The organism is Paraburkholderia rhynchosiae (assembly GCF_002879865.1).
GTDB classification, from domain to species: Bacteria; Pseudomonadota; Gammaproteobacteria; order Burkholderiales; family Burkholderiaceae; genus Paraburkholderia; species Paraburkholderia rhynchosiae.
In genome coordinates, this window is the sequence record NZ_PNXY01000003.1 from 371,101 (window position 1) to 391,283 (window position 20,183).

Below are 20,183 nucleotides of genomic sequence, written 5' to 3' on the forward strand. Positions count from 1 at the left end.
CCTCTGTCCGGCGTCGCGAACGACGCCCTGTCCCGAAGGTCATCGTCGATGCAAATTCAGATTCATAAGGAAGTCGATGCGCGCGGGCTGATGTGCCCGCTGCCCATCTTGCGCGCCAAGAAGGCGCTCGCCGATATGGAAAGCGGTCAGATTCTCAAGGTGCTCGCCACCGATCCCGGCTCGCAGCGTGATTTCGCCGCGTTCGCGAAGCAAACCGGCAATGAGATCGTCGAGAGTTCGGCGCAAGACAAGGTCTTTACGTTCCTGATGAAGCGCCGCTGACGCGCAAGCATTCAGACACAGTCGCTCAGACTTACGCTCGAAAAAAAGGCGCTGTGCCCGCGAAAGCGGGGCACAGCGCCTTTTTGACTTCTGCTCGATGCTTGGGCGATTCAAAGCATCGGAACGCGTTCAGCCTTCCAGCACCGGCGAACGCGTGCGCAGATATTCTTCGAAATCGGCGGCCACTTCCGGGTGACGCAGAGCGAATTCGACCGTCGCCTTCAGATAGCCCAGCTTGCTGCCGCAGTCGAAACGCGTGCCGTGGTACTTGTACGCGAGAACCTGTTCGTCGGCGAGCAGCGACTGGATCGCGTCCGTGAGCTGCAGTTCGCCGCCGGCGCCAGGCTTGATCGCGCGGATGTGATCGAAAATGCGCGGCTTGAGCACATAGCGGCCCACCACGCCGAGATTCGACGGCGCCACGCTCGGCTCTGGCTTCTCGACGATGCCCGACATCTTGATGATCGAGTCTTCCCACTCCTTGCCGTCGACGATGCCGTACGACTTCGTTTCCTGCGCCGGGATCTCTTCGACGCCGATCACCGAGCTGTGATAGTGATCGAACACCTCGATCATTTGTGTCATGACGGGCGGCGTGCCGTAGAGCAGGTCGTCCGCGAGAATCACGGCGAACGGATTGTCGCCCACCAGTTTCTCCGCGCACAGCACCGCGTGGCCGAGGCCGAGCGCTTCCGGTTGACGCACATAGAAACAGTCGACGTGGCTCGGCTTGATGCTGCGCACGAGTTCAAGGAGCTTATCTTTGCCGCGTGCTTCGAGTTCGGCTTCGATTTCGTATGACTTATCGAAATGGTCCTCGATCGCGCGCTTGCTGCGGCCCGTCACGAAAATCATTTCGGTGATGCCGGCCGCCATGGCTTCTTCCACCGCGTATTGAATGAGCGGCTTGTCGACGATGGGCAGCATCTCTTTCGGGCTTGCCTTCGTGGCAGGGAGGAACCGGGTGCCAAGACCTGCTACCGGAAATACCGCCTTTGTAACTTTTAGCATGTGATTACCCTGAATCCTCTGGTTTAGCTATCAGTCCTTGCCCGCCGCGCGGGCGGGCATGGGAGCGTCGATCAGGCCGGCAAGCGCGCGAGCTGGGCTTTCAGCTTACCGACAGTTGCTTCGAATTCCGCCAGCCTTTTCTGCTCCTGTTCAACGACTGCAGGCGGCGCCTTCGCGACAAAACTTTCGTTCTGCAGTTTGGCATTGCACTTGACGACTTCCGTGCTCAACCGCGCAATCTCCTTCGACAAACGCTCGCGCTCGACCGCGACATCAATTTTCACTTTCAGCACGAGCTTGTCACTGCCTACGATAGCAATTGGCGCGCCATCCGCTTGCGCGTCAAGCGCTGCTTCGTCGGCAATGATCTGCACTTCGGACAAACGGGCCAGTGCCTGGGCGTACGGAGCGAAAGTGCGCAGGCGCTCCGCGTTGCCGGTAGCGAGCAATGGCACCTTCACCGCCGGCGACAGATTCATTTCGCCGCGCAGATTCCGGCACGCATCGATCACTGCTTTCAGGTCGGCGGCCCATTGTTCCGCGTCTTCGTCGATCTTCGACAACTCGGCAACAGGGTACGGCTGCACCATGATGGACGCTTCGCCCTCGGCCTTGTCCGCGGGATAACGCCCTGCCAACGGTGCAACTTTCTGCCACAGCGCCTCGGTGATGAATGGAATCACCGGGTGCGCCAGGCGCAACACCGTCTCGAGCACGCGCAGCAGGGTGCGCCGCGTGGCGCGCTGCTGATTCGGTTGACCCGTCTGGATCTGAACCTTGGCGAGTTCGAGATACCAGTCACAGTATTCATCCCATACGAACTTGTATAGGGCGTTGGCCACATTGTCGAAGCGATAATCGGCGAACCCCTTGGCGATCTCGGCTTCCACGCGTTGCAGGCGGGACACGATCCAACGGTCCGCCGACGAGAAATTCAGATGACCGTCCGGCCCGCATTCGCCGCACTGTTCCGGCTTGCCGAAACCGCAATCCTGGCCTTCGCAGTTCATCAGCACGAAGCGCGTGGCGTTCCACAGCTTGTTGCAGAAGTTGCGATAGCCCTCGCAGCGCGCGAGATCGAAGTTGACGTTGCGGCCGAGCGTGGCCATCGACGCCATTGTGAAGCGCAGCGCGTCGGTGCCGAACGCGGCAATGCCGTCCGGGAATTCCTTGCGGGTCTTCTTTTCGATCGACGCGGCCTGCTTCGGATTCATGAGACCGGTGGTGCGCTTCGCGACGAGCGCGTCGAGACCGATGCCGTCGACGATGTCGATCGGATCGAGCGTATTGCCCTTGCTCTTCGACATCTTCTGGCCTTCGGCGTCGCGCACGAGACCGTGCACGTAGACCGTGTCGAACGGCACTTTGCCCGTGAAGTGCGTGGTCATCATGACCATGCGCGCGACCCAGAAGAAGATGATGTCGAAGCCCGTGACGAGCACCGACGACGGCAGGAAGTGCTTCAGTTCCTGCGTTTCGTTCGGCCAGCCGAGCGACGAAAACGGCACGAGCGCAGACGAGAACCACGTGTCGAGCACGTCTTCGTCGCGTTTGAGAGTACCTGTATAGCCGGCTTCGGCCGCTTTCTCGCGTGCGCCTTCCTCGGTCTTTGCGACGAAGATTTCGCCGTTTTCACCGTACCACGCGGGAATCTGATGGCCCCACCAGAGCTGGCGTGAGATGCACCAGTCCTGAATGTTTTCGAGCCACTGGTAGTACGTGGTGGTCCAGTTTTCCGGCACGAACCTGATTTCGCCGCTGCGAACCACGTCGAGCGCGGTTTCGGCGATCGATTTGCCCGGGTTGAAGGTATCTTCCGGCGCCGGTTTGCTCATCGCGACGAACCACTGGTCGGTGAGCATCGGCTCGATCACGACGCTGGTGCGGTCGCCGCGCGGCACCATGAGCTTGTGCGGCTTGACCGATTCGAGCACGCCGAGCGCTTCGAGGTCGGCGACCACCTGCTTGCGGGCTTCGAAACGGTCGAGGCCGCGATATTTTTCCGGCGCGTTGTCGTTGATTTTCGCGTCGAGCGTGAGGATCTCGATTTGCGGCAGCTTGTGGCGCAGGCCGACCTGATAGTCGTTGAAATCGTGCGCGGGTGTGACCTTGACGACGCCCGTGCCGAATTCGCGGTCGACATAATCATCCGCGATGATCGGCACTTCGCGGCCCGACAGCGGCAGCGTGACCGTCTTGCCGATCAGATGCGCGTAGCGCTCGTCTTCCGGATGGACCATCACGGCGGTGTCGCCGAGCATGGTTTCGGGACGCGTGGTGGCGACCGTCAGATGACCGGAGCCGTCGGTGAGCGGGTACTGAATGTGCCACAGGTGGCCGTTTTCTTCCTCGCTGACCACTTCGAGATCGGAGACGGCGGTGAGCAGCACCGGGTCCCAGTTCACGAGGCGTTTGCCGCGATAGATCAGGCCCTGTTCATAGAGGCGCACGAACACGTCGCGCACGGCGGCCGACATCTTGTCGTCCATCGTGAAGTATTCGCGCGACCAGTCGATCGACGCGCCGAGGCGTCGCACCTGATTCGTGATGGTCGAGCCGGATTCCTGCTTCCATTCCCATACACGTTCAACGAATTTCTCTCGGCCGAGATCGTGGCGCGACACGCCTTGCGCGTCGAGTTGGCGCTCGACGACGATCTGCGTGGCGATACCCGCGTGGTCGGTGCCCGGCACCCACAGCGTGTTTTCGCCGAGCATGCGGTGATAGCGGGCGAGGCCGTCCATGATGGTCTGGTTGAACGCATGGCCCATGTGGAGGGTGCCCGTGACGTTCGGCGGCGGCAACTGGATCGAGAAGTCTTTCCTGTTCCCGTCGAAGGAAGGCGCCGCGTAGGCGCGCTTTTCCCATTCGGGGCCCCAGTGAGCTTCGATGGTGTGCGGCTCGAAGCTTTTGGCAAGGGTGGAGGAGGTGTCGCTCGGGGTCTCGCTCATGTGTCGATCGGCTGGTGAATGCGGAGAATGTTCGATTATAAGGGGCGCTGGGGGCGCGGCCCTGGTTTTGGGGTTCGGGTTTGGGTTGTCGTTTGTCTGCAAGTTGTTGCCTGTCCTTGAAGTCGCGGTGGTCTATTGGGGTTGCGCCTGTGCTGGGCGGCACTGTGCCCGCTCGGGGTATCGCTACCCGCAATCGGAAAAAGCTGAATGCGGGCGGCGTGTTGCGTCTATCGCACGACGGGCCATCGCCGACATTTTTGGGACCGTGGTTGCGCTACGTTACGGCCTCTTCAGTGATCCGTAATTAAAAAGATGAACCGCAAAACATACAGGCTGGTGTACAGCCGGTTGAGAGGAATGCTTGTCGCCGTCGGGGAAACCGCCACGGCAACGGGCAAGGCAGCCGGACAGACCACCGTGCCCAAACGTAGTGATGCGGCAGGATATACGGCAGGACATACAGCGCAATTTACGCTGCGGCAGATCGCGTTCGCCGCGCTTGCGCTACTGGGCGTGCTGCCGGCGTTCTCGGGCGCAATAACGGGGTGATTGGTGCCGGTGCCGCTGGCGCTGCGGGATCGGAAGTCGGAACTAGGGCAATCGATGACGCAAAGAAGCTCACAGGGAAGTAAAACCATGAAACGGCTACTTCTCGCCTACCTGAAGATTTTCCTTATTGCGTTTGCTGCAATCGCGTTAGTCGTTGCGTTCGCAAACTTCGTGGTTCACATGTTCTACGGCGCGAATTTCACTTTGAGCAGCGACGACCTGCGGACTGTGTTGAAGCAAGGAGCGCTACTTGGCACTTTGTTTTGCGTTTTCGCAACCGTGGCCTATGTACGACGGAAAGGTTGAGGGTCTCTAACGACCCGCACGCACGCTAATCAGTACGTCGGATTCCTGACGGGCTCCGGCTCTATCTCGCATCTCATATGAAAATCAGAACGAGGCTGGCGGCTCTGCCGCTCACAGCCCTGGTATCACTCGTCCATGCGCAGCAGGCGCCTACTCCCGCCGACGCAGCAGCCGCCGCACGCGCCAATGCAGAGCAGAACCAGCAGATCCAGCAGCAGCGCGACGCGCAGCAACGCGAAGCAACCGTGCAGGCGCCTTCCGTCCGCTCGGTCGTTCCAACGACCGAAGGTTTTCCGGACCTGCCGGTGGAGACGCCGTGCTTTCGCATCGACGTGTTCGTGCTCGACGTGCCCGCGACGCTGCCGGATGCCGTGCGCAGCCGAGGAGCCTCGGCTCTATCACTGGACCCGTTTGCCTTCGCCCGCGAATGGCTCGACCACTACAAAGGGCAATGTGTCGGCAAGAGCGGGCTCGACACGATCACGAAAGGATTGCAGCAGGCGATCCTGAGCCATGGCTACGTGACAACGCGCGTGCTCGTCCCACAGCAGGACATATCAAAAGGCGCGCTCGCATTCGCACTCGTTCCCGGCGTCGTGCATCGACTGCGCTTTGCCGCTCCCGCCACCCGCGGCACATGGAAATCCGCCTTCCCCGCCCGCGATGGCGACCTGCTGAACCTGCGCGAGCTTGAGCAGGGTCTGGAACAGATGAAACGCGTCGCGAGCCAGGACGTGGACATCAAGATCGAGCCGACCGACATTCCCGGCGAGAGCGATGTCGTTATCACAGTGAAACGTGCGAAGCCCTGGAGCGTCGTCGCGTCGGTGAACAACTCAGGCTCGCGCGCCACCGGCAAGCTACAGGGCAACGTCAGCCTCGGCCTCGACAACCCGCTCGGCCTGAACGATGTCTTCACGGCCGGCGCAAGTCAGGATCTGGAATTCGGTGACAAGCGGCTCGGCTCGCACGGCTTCAACGGTTCGTATTCGTTGCCGTGGGGATACTGGACCGCGACGCTGTCAGGCAACACGAACACCTACTATCAGCAGATTGCAGGCGTGAACCAGACGTTTGTCTCAAGCGGCAATGCGCAGACGGCCGCGCTCAAACTGCAACGCGTTATCAGCCGTAGCCAGAGTGATGTGCTTGGCATCGAGTTGCAGCTAGCGAAGCGATTTGGCGACAGCTTCATTGACGACACGGACATTCCGCAGCAGAGGCGCAACAACACGTTCATCGAGGCAGGCGTGACGGACCGGCATTACTTCGGCGCCGCGCAGTTCGACGGCACGCTTGCGTACCGTCAGGGCATCGGCGGCCTGGGCGCGACGCCAGACCCCTACGCGACCGGTTCGACCTACCGCTTCCACATGGCCGTCCTGGATGCGAATCTGTTGGTCCCGTTCGCCATAGCGACACAGCCGCTGCGCTATGTGACGACCGTCCACGGCCAGTTCACGAACAACACGCTGTTCTATCTGGACGACCTGACCATCGGCAGCCGCTATACGGTGCGTGGCTTCGATGGCGAAACGATGCTCGCCGCCGAAAAGGGCTTCTACCTGGCGCAACGAATTGCAGGATGCCCATCGGACCGACAGGGCAGACGCTCTACGCAGGCATCGACTACGGGCGCGTATTCGGTCCGAACACAGCGTTTCTCGCGGGGACGCAACTCGTGGGCGCGGCAATCGGCATTCGCGGCGGCGTGCCCTCGAAATACGCGGGGCTCTCCTACGACCTGTTTGCCGGAACACCGCTCTACAAGCCTTCAGGTTTTCCGACCGCACGCGCGACGGTCGGATTCCAGATGACGGCGCAGTTCTGAATGTCAGTGCGAGCGTCTACCCGGGGATGACCTGTGCGCGACCTTGCCGTGTCGCCATATGTCTTCGGTGCAAAAATCCTCGCTGACAATCTGTTCACATTACTCAGCGATCTCGACGCGACGCACGACCGCAGACATGTAAGCCGTCATAACCGGGTGTACGCACTGGGCGCACTGAAGCCCGTCCTCGGCGCGTGCCTTCTGCGCATCCCGCGCTGTCTGGACGGCCCGGCCGGTGTGCTGGAAATGATCCCGAGACCCGATGCCGGATACAGCCCTCACGCTCCTATCCAAGGGCACCCAGAAAAGCCAAGCCCCACTTCCATCTCGCGTACAAACTCGCCTGATGCAGTGGGGCTTAAGTTAAGAGCATTGCCCCGCACAGGGGCAACGCCAATAGACGACCGCGAAATCAATGAAACGCCAACAAATCCCAACCCAAACCAACAAAAACCACCCAGCCGACCGGGCAAAAAAAGCAAGCCCCCGCCGGGGCATATAATGACGAACACCCCGCCGTCCCTCCGAAAAAATGCCCGACCTGCTAGCCAATCTCAACGCCGAACAACACGCCGCCGTCACGCTCCCCAACGAGCCCGCGCTCATTCTCGCCGGTGCGGGCAGCGGCAAAACCCGCGTGCTCATCACACGCATCGCGTGGCTCATCCAGCACGGCCTCGCGTCGCCGGCCACCATTCTGGCCGTGACCTTCACCAACAAGGCCGCGCGCGAAATGATGTCGCGTCTGTCGGCGCTTCTGCCCATCGACACGCGCGGCATGTGGATCGGCACGTTTCACGGCCTGTGTAACCGCATGCTGCGCGCGCATCACCGCGACGCCGGGCTGCCCGCCACCTTCCAGATTCTCGATACCGCCGACCAGTTGTCCGCGATCAAGCGTCTGATGAAGGGCCTCAACATCGACGACGAAAAGTACCCGGCGAAAAATCTCCAGTACTTCATCAACAACGCGAAGGAACAAGGGCTGCGCCCGAAAGACGTCGACGCCACCGACAATTTCAACCGCAAATTCGTCGAGCTTTACGAAGCCTACGACCACCAATGCCAGCGCGAAGGCGTCGTCGATTTTCCGGAATTGCTGCTTCGCTGCTATGAACTGCTCGCGCACAATCCGCCGCTGCGCGCGCATTATCAGGCGCGCTTCAAACACATTCTCGTCGACGAGTTTCAGGACACGAACAAGCTGCAATACGCGTGGCTGAAGCTGCTCGCGGGCCAGACGAATTCGATCTTCGCGGTCGGCGACGACGACCAGTCGATCTACGCATTCCGCGGCGCGAACGTCGGCAACATGCGCGACTTCGAACACGAGTTCAACGTCCGGCATCTGATCAAGCTCGAGCAGAACTACCGCTCGCACGGCCACATTCTCGATGCGGCCAATCAGTTGATCGCCAACAATTCGCGGCGTCTGGGCAAGAATCTGCGTACCGACGCCGGTCACGGTGAACCGGTCCGCGTCTATGAATCCGCGACGGATTCGCAGGAAGCCGGCTGGATCGTCGAGGAAATCAAGGCGCTGATCAGCACGGGGACGTCGCGCAGCGAAATCGCGATTCTCTATCGCAGCAACGCGCAGTCGCGCACCATCGAGCATACGTTGGTCAATGCTGGCATTGCGTATCGGGTGTACGGCGGCTTGCGCTTTTTCGAGCGCCAGGAAGTCAAGCACGCGCTCGCGTATCTGCGCCTGATCGACAATCCGAACGACGACACCGCGTTCGCGCGCGTCGTCAACTTCCCCACGCGCGGCATCGGCGCACGCTCGATCGAACAACTCGCGGATGCCGCGCGCCTGTACAACTGCTCGATGGCCGCGGCGATTCCGTATGTTGCCGGCAAGGCGGGCTCCAGCCTCGCGAGCTTCGCAAACCTGATCGGCAAGATGCGCGCGGAAACGCAGCAGATGAGCTTGCCGGAAACCGTCGAATACGTGGTTCGCACTAGCGGTCTCGCAGATTTTTATCAGAACGAGCGCGAAGGCCAGGACCGGCTGGAGAATTTGCAGGAACTGGTCAACGCGGCGGCTGCGTTCGTCAGCGAAGAGGGCTATGGAATGGACACGCCGGCGCGCTCCATTCCACTGCATCCAGGCGCGACCGCCGCGCCCGAACTCGCAGTCGCGACCGACGACCCGAACACGGTCGTACTCGACGCGCCCGGCATCGCCGATCCCGCGCAAAACCCGGACACGATGACGCCGCTCGCCGGTTTCCTGTCGCACGCGTCGCTCGAAGCGGGCGACAACCAGGCGCAAGCCGGCCAGGAAGCCGTGCAACTGATGACGGTGCACGCAGCCAAGGGCCTGGAATTCACCGCGGTGTTCATCACAGGTCTCGAAGAGGGCCTGTTCCCGCACGAGAACAGCGCGATGGAATCGGACGGTCTCGAAGAAGAGCGTCGTTTGATGTACGTGGCGATTACGCGGGCGAAGGAGCGCTTGTACCTGTCGTTTGCGCAAAGCCGGATGCTGCACGGCCAGACGCGCTACAACATCCGCTCACGTTTCTTCGACGAATTGCCGCAGGAAACGCTCAAGTGGCTCACGCCGAAGGTCGAGGCGGGCGCGCGCTGGGGCGGCCGCTCGGACAACGCGGGCTACGGGCGCGACTGGTTCGCGCGGCCGGACCGTCAGCAGGGTTACGGGGGCGGGGCATCGACGACGGCCGCGCCGTTGCCGGCTTTCGCCAACGAGCAGCGCGCGGCGGAGACGGGCTTTCGCGTCGGTCAGCAGGTATTCCATACGAAGTTCGGCGAAGGCACGATCACCGCGTTGGAAGGCGGCGGCACCGACGCGAAGGCGCAAGTCAAGTTCAAGCGCCATGGTGAGAAGTGGCTGGCGCTCGCGGTCGCGAAACTGCAGGCGGTCGAATGAGCGCTGTGTCCCGCACGACGGCAAGCGCGGCGCAGATAGCAGCGGCCGGCGCGAATGCGCTCGGCGCAACAGCGGCGGGCACGGAAGCGGCTGGGCAGGGTGCTGCGCGCTTCGGGCAACCAGAGAGCGATCCGAACTGCGGCACACATGTGTCGCACAGACCGCTCGGCATCCTTGCAGCCTTGCCGCAAGAACTCGGTGACCTGATCGAGGCGATGCGCGCCGAATCCGGCGTGCGCACCATCACGCACGGCCAGCGCGACTATCACCTGGGCACGGTCCACGGCGCGCCGTGCGTCGTGACGCTTGCGCGCGTCGGCAAAGTCGCGGCGGCGGCAACGGTCAGTGCGCTGATTCACGCATTCAATGTCGAAGGCGTCGTGTTCACCGGCGTCGCGGGCGGTGTGGGCGCCGAGGTGCGAGTTGGCGACATCGTCGTCGCCAATGCGCTGTTGCAGCACGATCTCGACGCGTCGCCGCTCTTTCCGCGCTTCGAAGTGCCATTGCTAGGCGTGTCGCGTTTCGCGGCGGATACCACGTTGGCCGCGCAACTCGCCGCGGCCTGCGAGCGTTTCATCGCGGACGAGGGCGCGGCGTCGGCGGTACGTTTCGGCACGCGGGAGCCGCGCGTGCATCGCGGGTTGATCATCAGCGGCGATCAGTTCGTGGCGAGTGCCGCGGGCGTCAACGCCTTGCGCGAGGCATTGCCGGACGCGCTCGCCGTCGAGATGGAAGGCGCGGCGATCGCGCAGGTCTGTCACGAATACGGCGTGCCGTGCGCGGTCGTGCGCACTATCTCCGATACCGCCGACGACCACGCGCCGGCGTCGTTTGTCTCGTTTCTCACCGAGATCGCGGGCGTTTATTCGAACGCGATTCTCACGCGCTTTCTGCAAGCGCGCAGCGCGGGTTGAGTTGAAGCGAGGTGTTGGCTAGTGGGCTGGGGCGGCAGAGGGCAGGGGGCAGAGGGCACATCGCCGAAGCCGAAGCCGAAGCCGAAGCCGACCCACAAACGGTGACTGGCAAACCGCCCAAGCCAAGCCCAAGCCTCAACCGTTCCCCAATCCGCTCAACCCCTCGCGCACCTGCTGCAATGCCGCCGGATCTTCGATGGTCGGCAGCTCGCCCGGCTCGCGTCCTTCCGCGAGTGCGGCGATGGCCCGGCGCAGCAACTTGCCGGAGCGCGTCTTAGGCAGCATCGACACAATCACCACGCGCGCCGGCCGCGCAATCGCGCCGAGCTGGCGGTCGACCGTCGCCACAAGCTCCTTTTCCAGCTTCGCGCGCGCGTTGGCATCCGCGTAGCCCTGCGCGTCGCGTAACACCACGAACGCCATTGCCGCCTGACCCTTCACGGCGTCCGTCACGCCGACTACCGCCACTTCGGCGACGGCCGCGTGGCTGGACAAGGCTTCCTCGATTTCGCGCGTGCCCAGCCGGTGCCCCGCGACGTTGATCACATCGTCGGTGCGGCCGAGGATCGTCACATAACCGTCTTCGTCCTGAATGCCCCAATCGAAGGTCGAATACACCTGCTGGTTCGGAACGCTCGACCAGTATGTGCTCACGAAACGCTGATCGTCGCCCCATACGGTCGACATGCAGCCCGGCGGCAGCGGATAGTTCAGCGTGAGCACACCTTTTTCGCCGGGCGGGCAGGGCTCGCCCGTCAGCTCGTTACGCAGGCTCAGATTGAAACCGGCCGACGGCACGCCTGGCGAGCCGAGCTTCGTCGGCAGTGCTTCGACGCCGCGCGAAATGGCGAGCATCGGCCAGCCGGTTTCGGTTTGCCAGTAGTTGTCGATCACGGGTTTGCCGAGCGCGCCGGCGATCCACGAGGCGGTCGGTTCGTCGAGCGGCTCGCCGGCGAGAAACAGCGTGCGCAGACTGGACAGGTCGGCGTTCTTGAGCAGCGCTGGGTCCTGTTTTTTCAGCACGCGTAGCGCGGTCGGCGCGGTGAACATCAGATTGATCTTGTGCTGTTCGACGAGACGCCACCAGATACCGCCGTCCGGGCGAATCGGCGTGCCTTCGTACATGACCGTGGTCAGTCCCGCAATCAGCGGCGCGTAGACGATATAGCTGTGCCCGACCACCCAGCCGACGTCCGACGCCGTGAACATCGTGTCGCCGGCCTTGCCCTCGAAGATGTATTCCATCGACGCCGCGAGCGCCACCGCGTAGCCCCCCACGTCGCGTTGCACGCCCTTGGGCTTGCCGGTCGTCCCTGACGTGTACAGCACATACGAAGGCTCGTTCGATTCAAGCCATTCGCAGGGCACGTGCGCGTCGAAGAACTGTTCGCGCAGCGGTTCGTAGTCGACCAGGTAGTTTGCATTGAGCCGCTCCGGCGCGAGCTGGCGGTCGATCAGCAGCACGCGCGGCGTCTTATGGCTTGCGCGCGCGAGCGCTTCGTCGACGAGCGGCGTGTAGTCGATCACCCTGCCGCCGCGCGCGCCGGCGTCGGCGGTCACAATCAGCACCGGCTTCGCGTCGTCGATGCGTGCGGCGAGATTAGGCGCGGCGAATCCGCCGAACACGACCGAGTGAATCGCGCCCAGGCGCGCGCAGGCGAGCATCGCGAACAGCGCCTCGGGGATCATCGGCAGATAGAGCAGCACCACGTCGCCGCGTTTGACGCCGAGCGAGCGCATCACCGCGGCCATCCGGTTGATTTCCGCATATAGCTCGGCGTATGTATAGCGCCGCTCGATGCCGGTTTCCGTCGACACATAGATGAGCGCGTTCTGCTGCGCACGGTCGACGAGGTGCCGGTCCACCGCGTTATGACACAAATTCGTGCGCCCGCCGACGAACCAGCGCGCAAACGGCGGATTCGAGCGGTCGAGCACCGTGTCGAACGGCGTATCCCAATGTATGCGCCGCGCCTCGTCGCGCCAGAACGCCTCGGGGTTCTCGATCGAACGGCGGTGGAAATCGCGGTAGCGGGTCATCTGCGGCGATCCTTCGGGTGCTGGGTGAGCAAACAGGTGGCGACGTCGCGCGCTGCGGCCGCACGAGGGCGGTGAAGGAGCGACGCGTGTGGAAGAAGCATAGAGTACGCCCCGCTCGCCGGACAACGCGGGTTCACCATGAGCGGCCTGCGCGGCATAGGTGGGCTTTCTGCGAGGGCGGAGGGCCCGACGCGCGTAGGGTCAGTGTGCCGCCTGATGGCGCACCAGCAAGCAGCGCACGCATTGGCGCGCAAGGGCAGCGCGTCGGCCGGCCAGCCGCGGGACGCGCAGTCGGTCCAGTTGCGGGAGGCACGCACAATCGGCGAGAATCAGCCGCAGCACGCGCAGTCGATCCGACCACGCGAAGCACGCGCACTCAGAGCGAACCAGCCGCAGCACGCACAGTCGCGCTCAGCGCTCCAGCCCGCCGGAGCCGGCGTGGCCTCGCCAAAGCGACCCACCACGCGCCTTGCTCATCGCCGTCACTCAAAGAGAAGAAGGCGCCGCAGCGCCTTTTCTCATCCGCCGAACCGGAAACGCTCACGCCTTCGCGCGCTTGCCTTCCACATCTGGCAAAAACACCGTCAGGACGCCGATCAACGGCAGGAACGAGCAGACCTTGTACACGTACGCGATGCTGGTGGCATCGGCCAGTTCGCCGAGCACCGCCGCGCCGATGCCGCCCATGCCGAACGCGAAGCCGAAGAAAAGCCCCGCGACCATGCCCACCTTGCCGGGAATCAGCTCCTGCGCATAGACGAGAATCGCCGAGAACGCCGAGGCCAGCACCGCGCCGATGATCACCGTCAGCACACCGGTCCAGAACAGATTCGCGTAGGGCAGGAGCAGTGTGAACGGCGTGACGCCGAGAATCGACACCCAGATCACATACTTGCGGCCGATCCTGTCGCCGATCGGACCGCCGATCATCGTGCCCGCGGCCACCGCCGCGAGGAACACGAACAGGTGAATCTGCGCGGCCTGCACCGGCAGATGGAACCTGTCGATCAGATAGAACGTGAAATAGCTGTTGATGCTCGCCAGGTAGAAGTACTTCGAGAACACCAGCAGGATCAGCACGCCCATCGCAAACATCACCTTGTTGCGCGACAGCGTCGCATGACCGGTCTGGCTGCGCACCTTCTTCACCGACGGATGCTGCTTGTACCAGCGGCCGATCTGCGTCAGCACGACAATCGCGACGAGCGCCGCCACCGAGAACCACGCGATGCTGCGCTGGCCGTGCGGAATCACGATCAGCGCGGCAAGCAGCGGCCCGAGCGACGAACCAGCATTGCCGCCCACCTGGAACAGCGACTGCGCGAGTCCGTGACGGCCGCCCGACGCCATGCGCGCGACCCGCGACGACTCAGGGTGAAACACCGACGATCCGCAGCCGACCAGCGCCGCAGCGACCAGCAGCACGCCGAAATTGGGCGCCATCGACATCAGCAGAAGACCGCTCAGCGTGAAGCCCATGCCGACGGGCAGTGAGTACGGTTTCGGGTGCTTGTCGGTATAGATGCCGACGAGCGGTTGCAGCAGCGACGCGGTGATCTGATAGGTCAGCGTGATCAGGCCGATCTGTCCGAACGACAACGAGAAGTTGTCTTTCAGCATCGGGTAGATCGCGAGAATCAACGACTGGATCATGTCGTTGAGCAGGTGCGAAAAACTGATCGCGCCGAGCACGGAATAGACCGTGCGTTGCGCTGTCGCCGCCGGCTGCGCGGTCGAGCCCGCAGCGGTGCCAGTGGCGGTGGTGCCGGTTGCGGCTGACGCGCTGGCAAGTGCGCGTTTATCGAGGCTGGTTTCCATACGCTTGGAGAAAGGAAAAGGAAGGGGCAATTCCTGGCTGACGGCACGTCGCGATGTCGGGCTTGCGTCGTTGCGGCATAACGACGCGGCATCACGTGTGTTCAGCTATTTGTCGCAGTTTAATGTGGCTTGACTGAATTGTAAGGACAAGTTTTGTCGCGAACCGGACACGGGTGCGTCGGGTTGAACAGCATTCTTGCGCTGCAACAAGGCGTTCGCCGCACCGTTGCGGTGCCGCGAGGCCAGGCGCCTACCCGACCCCAAGCGCGCCGCAAGCGTCCCAATAAATAAGATGGACGGATTTTTGGCCATGTATAAAACGGGCGCGGAGATCCCGCTAACGGAACGCGCGGCTCACAAAGCGGCGCGCCGAGGACCGGGGAACGGGCGCCGGGCGACGGACCACGGACGACAAGAGGTCGCCATTTCATGAACCGCGCTAAAGATCGCGGACGTGGATGCCGTAGACCCGGAAAGATAAGACGCAATGCCGGAACAGACCTTTGCGGCAGTTATAAACGTGGGGACGGGGAATATGAAAGCAGTTTCGCTGGGTAGCCGGACGGGCGCGGGGTTCGTTCCTGATGGGGAAGCGGCCGGCAGGTCGCCGTCGCGTGGAAAGGACGGAAAAGGCGGCCGCTCGCGGGCCGTGAGGCTCAAGGGTTTGTCGGTCAAGACGATGTTGCGTCTCGCGTTCGCCGTGCTGTTGATCGGCACTCTCGCAATCGGCGTCTTTTCCCTGACCCAGATCAGTCGCCTGAACGCGTCCGCGCAATCCATCTACGATCAGGGCCACGTCGCAAGCCGTGCCGCGGAAGAAGCGCGCGGTCACATGCTGCGTGCGAGCCGCGCGCAAAAAATGCTGTTGACGGCGACTACCGCCAAAGAGCGCGACGATCTGGGCGCCGATATCGACAAAGGCTTGGGCGGCCTTTCCACCGAACTCGGCACGCTCGAGCAGTACGTCGACAAGTCCGACGCGAAAGCCGTCGAGCACCAGAAGAAATTTGCCGCCGCCGTTACGGCGTGGAGCGCGCATCTGCGCGACTTCGTGACGCTCGTGAAAGCACAGCCGCTGGACCTGTCGCAGATGAACTGGCAGGTCGGCACGCAGGACGTGTCGCTGCTGGTCGAAACCGGCAAGCTCGAAAAACTCGTCGATGAACTCGTCAAGGAACGCGGCACCGCTGCCAAAGCGACGATCGACGCGTCCGGCTTCATCTATCAATCGTCGTTCGTGATGCTCGCGGTGATGACCATCGCGCTGATCGTGCTCGCAGCCGGCATCAGCGAGTGGGTGGTGCGGCGCCTTGCGCGCCAGCTCGGCGGCGAGCCGGCGTACGCGAAGGAAATCGCGAGCCGGATCGCGGCGGGCGATCTGTCGAATCAGATCACGCTCGGCCGGAAGGACAAGTCGAGCGTGCTTTACGCCCTCTCCGACATGCAAAGCGGTCTCGCGACCACGGTCTCCGACATTGCATCGAGCGCAGACGCGATTGCCACCGCTTCGAGCGAAATCTCCATGGGCAACCTCGACCTCTCGCAGCGCACCGAGCAACAGGCGATGGCGCTCGAGCGCACCGCGACCAGCATGGAGCAGTTGACGTCGACGGTTCGCCAGAACGCCGACAACGCGAAGCAGGCGAGCACGCTCGCCAACAACGCGTCGGAGATCGCCGAGAAGGGCGGCGACGTGGTGAGCCGCGTGGTCGCGACGATGAACGAGATCAACGAGAGCGCGCGCAGCATCGGCGACATCATCGGCGTGATCGAGGGGATCGCGTTTCAGACGAACATCCTGGCGCTGAACGCGGCGGTCGAGGCGGCGCGGGCCGGCGAGGAAGGCCGCGGATTTTCGGTGGTCGCCGCAGAAGTGCGCAACCTCGCGCAGCGCAGCGCCGGTGCGGCGAAGGAGATCAAAGGGCTGATCAGCACGTCGGTGGAACGCGTGAGCAATGGGTCGACGCTTGCGCAGGACGCAGGGCAAACCATGGACGAAGTCGTCAAGGCCGTGAAGCGCGTGACCGACATCATGGGTGAGATTTCGGCGGCTTCCTCTGAGCAAAGCGCCGGCATCGAGGAAATCAACCTCGCCGTCGCGCAGATGGATTCGGGCACGCAGCAGAACGCGGCACTGGTCGAGCAGGCGACCGCCGCCGCGCGGTCACTCGACGATCAGGCGCACGGCCTGAAGCAGATGGTGGGCAAGTTCAGGCTGTAGGCAGCGGCGGCAGGCGCGCTTTCTTGCCTGCCGCGATTCAACTCGAACGCGGCATACTTCGCCTGCCGCTCAACTTTGCCTGACGACCACGGTACAAGTAATCCCCGCCGCCAGCACCACGCCGTCAGGCACCGAATCGATCTTCACGCGCACCGGCACACGCTGCGCGAGTCTCACCCAGTTGAAGGTCGGATTCACGTCGGCGAGCAACTCGCGGCTTTGCGGATTGTCGCGATCGTAGATGCCTCGCGAGATGCTTTCCACATGGCCTTCGAGCGTGCCGCCGCTCATCAGCCGGATGTCGGCCTTGTCGCCGATATGCACGTGCGGCAGCTTGGTCTCCTCGAAGTAGCCGTATACCCAGAACGAGTGACTGTCGACAATGGCGAGCTTCGCCGCACCCGCCGTCGCATAGTCGCCGCGAAACACGTTCAGATTCGTGATGTAGCCGTCGACCGGCGACACGACTCGCGTGCGCGCGAGATTCAGCTTCGCGGCATCGAGCGCGGCGAGCGCCTGCTGATACGAAGCTTCCGCGGCTGACGCTGTATGCGTCGCATTTTCCCGGCTCTCTTTCGACACCACGAGCGAATCCATATCCGCGCGACGTTTTGCGTCGTCGCGCTTCATCTGCAATTCGGCCTTGCGCGCGGCCACCGCGGCCTGCGCCTGTTCGACGGCGATCTCGTAGTGCGACGGATCGATCTGCATCAGCAGATCGCCTTTTTTCACCAGCTGATTGTCTTTCACCGGCAGATCGACGACGGCGCCCGAGACGTCCGGCGCGACATTGACGATTTCGGCGCGAACGCGTGCGTCGCGCGTCCACGGTTCGTCCATGTAATGAACCCACAGCACGCGTCCAAGCAGGATCGCGACGAGAAAAATAATGGCTGTCGCGACGAAGCCGACAATATTTCGAATGGTCATGTTTCGACTCTGATCAACGATAAACGGCGAGGCCCAGCACGCCGCACACACATACGAGCAGGCTGGCCCGGAACAGGGACGGGTGCCACACCACGCGATACACGCCGGTATACGCGATCAGGCGATCCAGCATCCAGGTGAGCGCGGCGCCCGCGATGAAAAGCAGCACGATGGTGGGCACGTAGGCGTCGAAAACGGCAATGTCACGCGGCATGAGGAACTCCTTCTGACGCGTCGGCCCGTGCGCGCATCAACGGTTCGAGCGGCGATTGCGGATCGAGCAACGCGGTACGAATGAAATGCAATTGACTCAGGATGCGCTGCAGTTGATGCCGCTCGTCGCGCGACGGCGGCAAGGTGGTGAGCGTGCCGAGCAGCAACTGAACGGCGCCGATGGCGTCGGCGGTCGCGGCGAGCGCGCGGTCGAAGCGGTCTTCGCGCGGGCGCTCGAATAGCGCGGTCAGCGCATCGTGCATCGCGCGCAGCGAAATGCGCCACGGCGTCGTCTTCGCGTAACGCGCGTCGGCGGGCAGCGTGTTCACCTCACGACGCAGATCGATTACGGCGTTGCCCACTTCGAGTACGGAGAAAAGCCACCGCAACGTGTCGCGTCTTGCCGCCGGTTCGTCCTGCGCGAGCGCGTTGATCTGGAACATCAGGTCGCGCGCGCCGCTCTCGAAGCGCGAACGCACGCGGCTCATGCGCGCGCGGCTCGCTACCACGATCTGGCGGCGCAGGTCGACGAGCAGGCGGTTGCGCAGCCACGGCGTCGACGGCGGCAGCAACACGGCGAACGCCACCGACGACACCAGCATCGACAGCACGAGCGCCAGCGCGTCGTTGATAAAGCCGCTCGGGTCGTAATGGATCACGTTGTCCGGGCCGGCGAGAAAGCAGAGGAAGATGCAGTAGCCGATGCCGTAGCCGGCGAGCGCGGGCCGCGTCGTCATGAAGACGCCGAGCAGCAGGAATGGCGCGAGCGCCGCGCATAACAGCGGAAATCCGTCGATGCGCGGGAACACGCCGTACACCGCGAGCATGCCCATCACCGAGGCCGCGAGCGTGCCGGCGGCCATCTGGAACACGGTGCGTTTCGGGTCCGGCGACGACGACGCCAGCGCGCACACCGCCGCTGCATTTAGCGTCAACGTGGAACCGCTCGGCCACGCGGTCGCGATCCAGAACGCGCCGAGCACCATGATCACGAGCGCCGCGCGCAGGCCGGCGACGCCCGCCGCGATCGCATTCGTTTTTGGCTCGTAACGCTCTACCCAGCGCTCGCGCTCATGCGTGTCGACGGCAAGCGACGCGTACGTGGCCGCGTAAGCATGGAGATCGTCGATGAAGCGGTACAGCAACTCGGCGCCCGTGTCGAAGTCGAGCAGCGGTGCATCGGGATGCACTTCGAGCGCGGCGCGCGTCGCCCGTACGCGGTGCGGCAGTTCGGCCTTGTAGGCCTCGAGTTGCGCGGCAGCGTGGGCGGCATCGGCTGCGCTCAGCACGGGCTCGCCGGACTTGGCGAGCAACGGCGCGATTTCCTTGAAGTACGGCTCGAGCGCGTCGATGGCGATGGCAGCGCCGTGCGTGCCGGCGCTGCGCAGACGGTTCATCAACTGATGCAGCGCGTGAAAGCGTGTCGACGCGGTCATGAACTCGCTATTCAGCCGTGCGAGACGGCCGCCGCGCATCCGCGAATCCGGGCCTTCGAACACGGCGACGCTGCGCGCCGCCTCGAATCCGACGATGTCCGCGACGAAGCGCGCATTGGTCGCCTCGATCTGCGCGCGGTCGTTGCGACCAGCCAGCGACGCGGACACGTATTCGACGAACGCCGAGAAACGCGCCCGCACGGTGCCGCGCATCTGCAAGCCGGCGAACTGCGGGAACACGAGGCCGCTCACCGCGCCCGCGCAGACGATGCCGAGCACGACTTCGGCGACGCGCGTGAGCGCGCTCAGAAACGCGCCGTCCGGATGCTGGGAGGCGGGGATGCCGATCAACGCGGCCGTGTAGCCGGCGAGCACAAACCCATACGACCGGAAGTTGCGGTTGCGGGCGGCGCCAGCCGTGCAGATGCCGACCCAGATCGCCGTCGTGACGATGAACAGTTCCGGTTGCTGCGCGAAGAGGCCGATCAACGCGAGCATCACGACGAGACCGACGAGCGTGCCGCAGATCCGATAGAAGCTCTTCGCGAACACCATGCCGCTTTGCGGCTGCATCACGATGAAAACGGTGGTCATCGCGGTGCGCGGCTGGGGCAGGTCGAGCTTCATCGCAATGCCGAGTGCGAGAAAGCAGGCGACGAGCGCCTTGAACAGATAGATCCACGTGAGGCCGTCGGTGCGAGCCCAGTCGGCGGCGGCTGAGTACCAGGCGGCGAGCGATACGGGGCGCGGGGCGGAAGAGGAGGAGGCTGACATGGTCGGCTTTC

12 protein-coding genes and 1 pseudogene are annotated in these 20,183 nt (G+C 63.4%); 6 read left to right on the forward strand and 7 right to left on the reverse strand.

Annotated features, from left to right (window positions below; translation table 11 throughout):
• Window positions 1–54: 54 nt before the first annotated feature.
• Window positions 55–282, forward strand: a complete 228-nt coding sequence (locus tag C0Z16_RS06390) for a sulfurtransferase TusA family protein (RefSeq protein WP_041746333.1) — start codon at window positions 55–57, stop codon at window positions 280–282.
• 129 nt (window positions 283–411) lie between these two features.
• Here the strand turns inward: C0Z16_RS06390 and galU are convergent, their stop codons facing one another.
• Both galU and C0Z16_RS06400 read right to left on the reverse strand, forming a co-directional pair.
• Window positions 412–1,293, reverse strand: coding sequence for a UTP--glucose-1-phosphate uridylyltransferase GalU (gene galU, locus C0Z16_RS06395; protein WP_027803348.1), 882 nt, complete (start codon window positions 1,291–1,293; stop codon window positions 412–414).
• A 71-nt stretch (window positions 1,294–1,364) separates the two neighbouring features.
• The gene (locus tag C0Z16_RS06400; protein WP_102631317.1) at window positions 1,365–4,244 is read right to left on the reverse strand and encodes a valine--tRNA ligase; all 2,880 of its coding nucleotides are present in this window, start codon (window positions 4,242–4,244) and stop codon (window positions 1,365–1,367) included.
• Window positions 4,245–4,556: 312 nt separating this feature from the next.
• Here C0Z16_RS06400 and C0Z16_RS06405 point away from each other — a divergent pair, with 312 nt between their 5' ends.
• From C0Z16_RS06405 to C0Z16_RS06430, 4 genes and pseudogenes are all read left to right on the forward strand, one after another.
• Window positions 4,557–4,793: an ESPR domain-containing protein gene (locus tag C0Z16_RS06405; protein ID WP_102631318.1), complete on the forward strand. Its 237-nt coding sequence runs from the start codon at window positions 4,557–4,559 to the stop codon at window positions 4,791–4,793.
• Between the two features lie 383 nt (window positions 4,794–5,176).
• Window positions 5,177–6,930 (forward strand): annotated as a pseudogene (locus C0Z16_RS06415) (ShlB/FhaC/HecB family hemolysin secretion/activation protein).
• 532 nt (window positions 6,931–7,462) lie between these two features.
• Window positions 7,463–9,826 (forward strand): UvrD-helicase domain-containing protein, encoded by a 2,364-nt coding sequence (locus C0Z16_RS06425; RefSeq protein WP_102631320.1) that lies wholly within the window; start codon window positions 7,463–7,465, stop codon window positions 9,824–9,826.
• Complete coding sequence (locus tag C0Z16_RS06430; RefSeq protein WP_244201188.1) at window positions 9,823–10,740, forward strand: 5'-methylthioadenosine/adenosylhomocysteine nucleosidase; 918 nt, start codon at window positions 9,823–9,825, stop codon at window positions 10,738–10,740. The genes C0Z16_RS06425 and C0Z16_RS06430 overlap by 4 nt, the downstream gene beginning before the upstream one ends.
• A 135-nt stretch (window positions 10,741–10,875) precedes the next feature.
• Here the strand turns inward: C0Z16_RS06430 and C0Z16_RS06435 are convergent, their stop codons facing one another.
• Window positions 10,876–12,780 (reverse strand): propionate--CoA ligase, encoded by a 1,905-nt coding sequence (locus C0Z16_RS06435; protein WP_102631321.1) that lies wholly within the window; start codon window positions 12,778–12,780, stop codon window positions 10,876–10,878.
• Between the two features lie 540 nt (window positions 12,781–13,320).
• Complete coding sequence (locus C0Z16_RS06445) at window positions 13,321–14,598, reverse strand: MFS transporter (RefSeq protein ID WP_102631323.1); 1,278 nt, start codon at window positions 14,596–14,598, stop codon at window positions 13,321–13,323.
• Between the two features lie 535 nt (window positions 14,599–15,133).
• On the opposite strand from C0Z16_RS06445, the gene C0Z16_RS06450 reads away from it, so the two are divergent.
• Complete coding sequence (locus C0Z16_RS06450) at window positions 15,134–16,819, forward strand: methyl-accepting chemotaxis protein (protein ID WP_102631324.1); 1,686 nt, start codon at window positions 15,134–15,136, stop codon at window positions 16,817–16,819.
• Between the two features lie 69 nt (window positions 16,820–16,888).
• Here C0Z16_RS06450 and C0Z16_RS06455 read toward each other — a convergent pair whose 3' ends face one another.
• From C0Z16_RS06455 to C0Z16_RS06465, 3 genes are read right to left on the reverse strand one after another with little or no spacing between them, the layout of a single operon-like run.
• Complete coding sequence (locus C0Z16_RS06455) at window positions 16,889–17,749, reverse strand: efflux RND transporter periplasmic adaptor subunit (protein WP_102631325.1); 861 nt, start codon at window positions 17,747–17,749, stop codon at window positions 16,889–16,891.
• Window positions 17,750–17,762: 13 nt separating this feature from the next.
• The gene (locus tag C0Z16_RS06460) at window positions 17,763–17,963 is read right to left on the reverse strand and encodes a DUF1656 domain-containing protein (protein WP_102631326.1); all 201 of its coding nucleotides are present in this window, start codon (window positions 17,961–17,963) and stop codon (window positions 17,763–17,765) included.
• A complete protein-coding gene (locus C0Z16_RS06465; protein WP_102631327.1) occupies window positions 17,953–20,172 on the reverse strand; it encodes an FUSC family protein in 2,220 nt (739 codons plus the stop codon). Before C0Z16_RS06465 ends, C0Z16_RS06460 begins: the two co-directional genes overlap by 11 nt.
• Window positions 20,173–20,183 lie beyond the last annotated feature (11 nt).

Bases quoted from the DNA above. Each gene is read 5' to 3' on its own strand.
- C0Z16_RS06455 (WP_102631325.1), bottom strand. From the start codon at position 17,749: ATGACCATTCGAAATATTGTCGGCTTCGTCGCGACAGCCATTATTTTT.
- C0Z16_RS06460 (WP_102631326.1), bottom strand. From the start codon at position 17,963: ATGCCGCGTGACATTGCCGTTTTCGACGCCTACGTGCCCACCATCGTG.
- C0Z16_RS06430 (WP_244201188.1), top strand. From the start codon at position 9,823: ATGAGCGCTGTGTCCCGCACGACGGCAAGCGCGGCGCAGATAGCAGCG.
- C0Z16_RS06405 (WP_102631318.1), top strand. From the start codon at position 4,557: ATGAACCGCAAAACATACAGGCTGGTGTACAGCCGGTTGAGAGGAATG.
- C0Z16_RS06400 (WP_102631317.1), bottom strand. From the start codon at position 4,244: ATGAGCGAGACCCCGAGCGACACCTCCTCCACCCTTGCCAAAAGCTTC.
- C0Z16_RS06435 (WP_102631321.1), bottom strand. From the start codon at position 12,780: ATGACCCGCTACCGCGATTTCCACCGCCGTTCGATCGAGAACCCCGAG.
- C0Z16_RS06425 (WP_102631320.1), top strand. From the start codon at position 7,463: ATGCCCGACCTGCTAGCCAATCTCAACGCCGAACAACACGCCGCCGTC.
- C0Z16_RS06465 (WP_102631327.1), bottom strand. From the start codon at position 20,172: ATGTCAGCCTCCTCCTCTTCCGCCCCGCGCCCCGTATCGCTCGCCGCC.
- C0Z16_RS06445 (WP_102631323.1), bottom strand. From the start codon at position 14,598: ATGGAAACCAGCCTCGATAAACGCGCACTTGCCAGCGCGTCAGCCGCA.
- C0Z16_RS06450 (WP_102631324.1), top strand. From the start codon at position 15,134: ATGAAAGCAGTTTCGCTGGGTAGCCGGACGGGCGCGGGGTTCGTTCCT.
- galU (WP_027803348.1), bottom strand. From the start codon at position 1,293: ATGCTAAAAGTTACAAAGGCGGTATTTCCGGTAGCAGGTCTTGGCACC.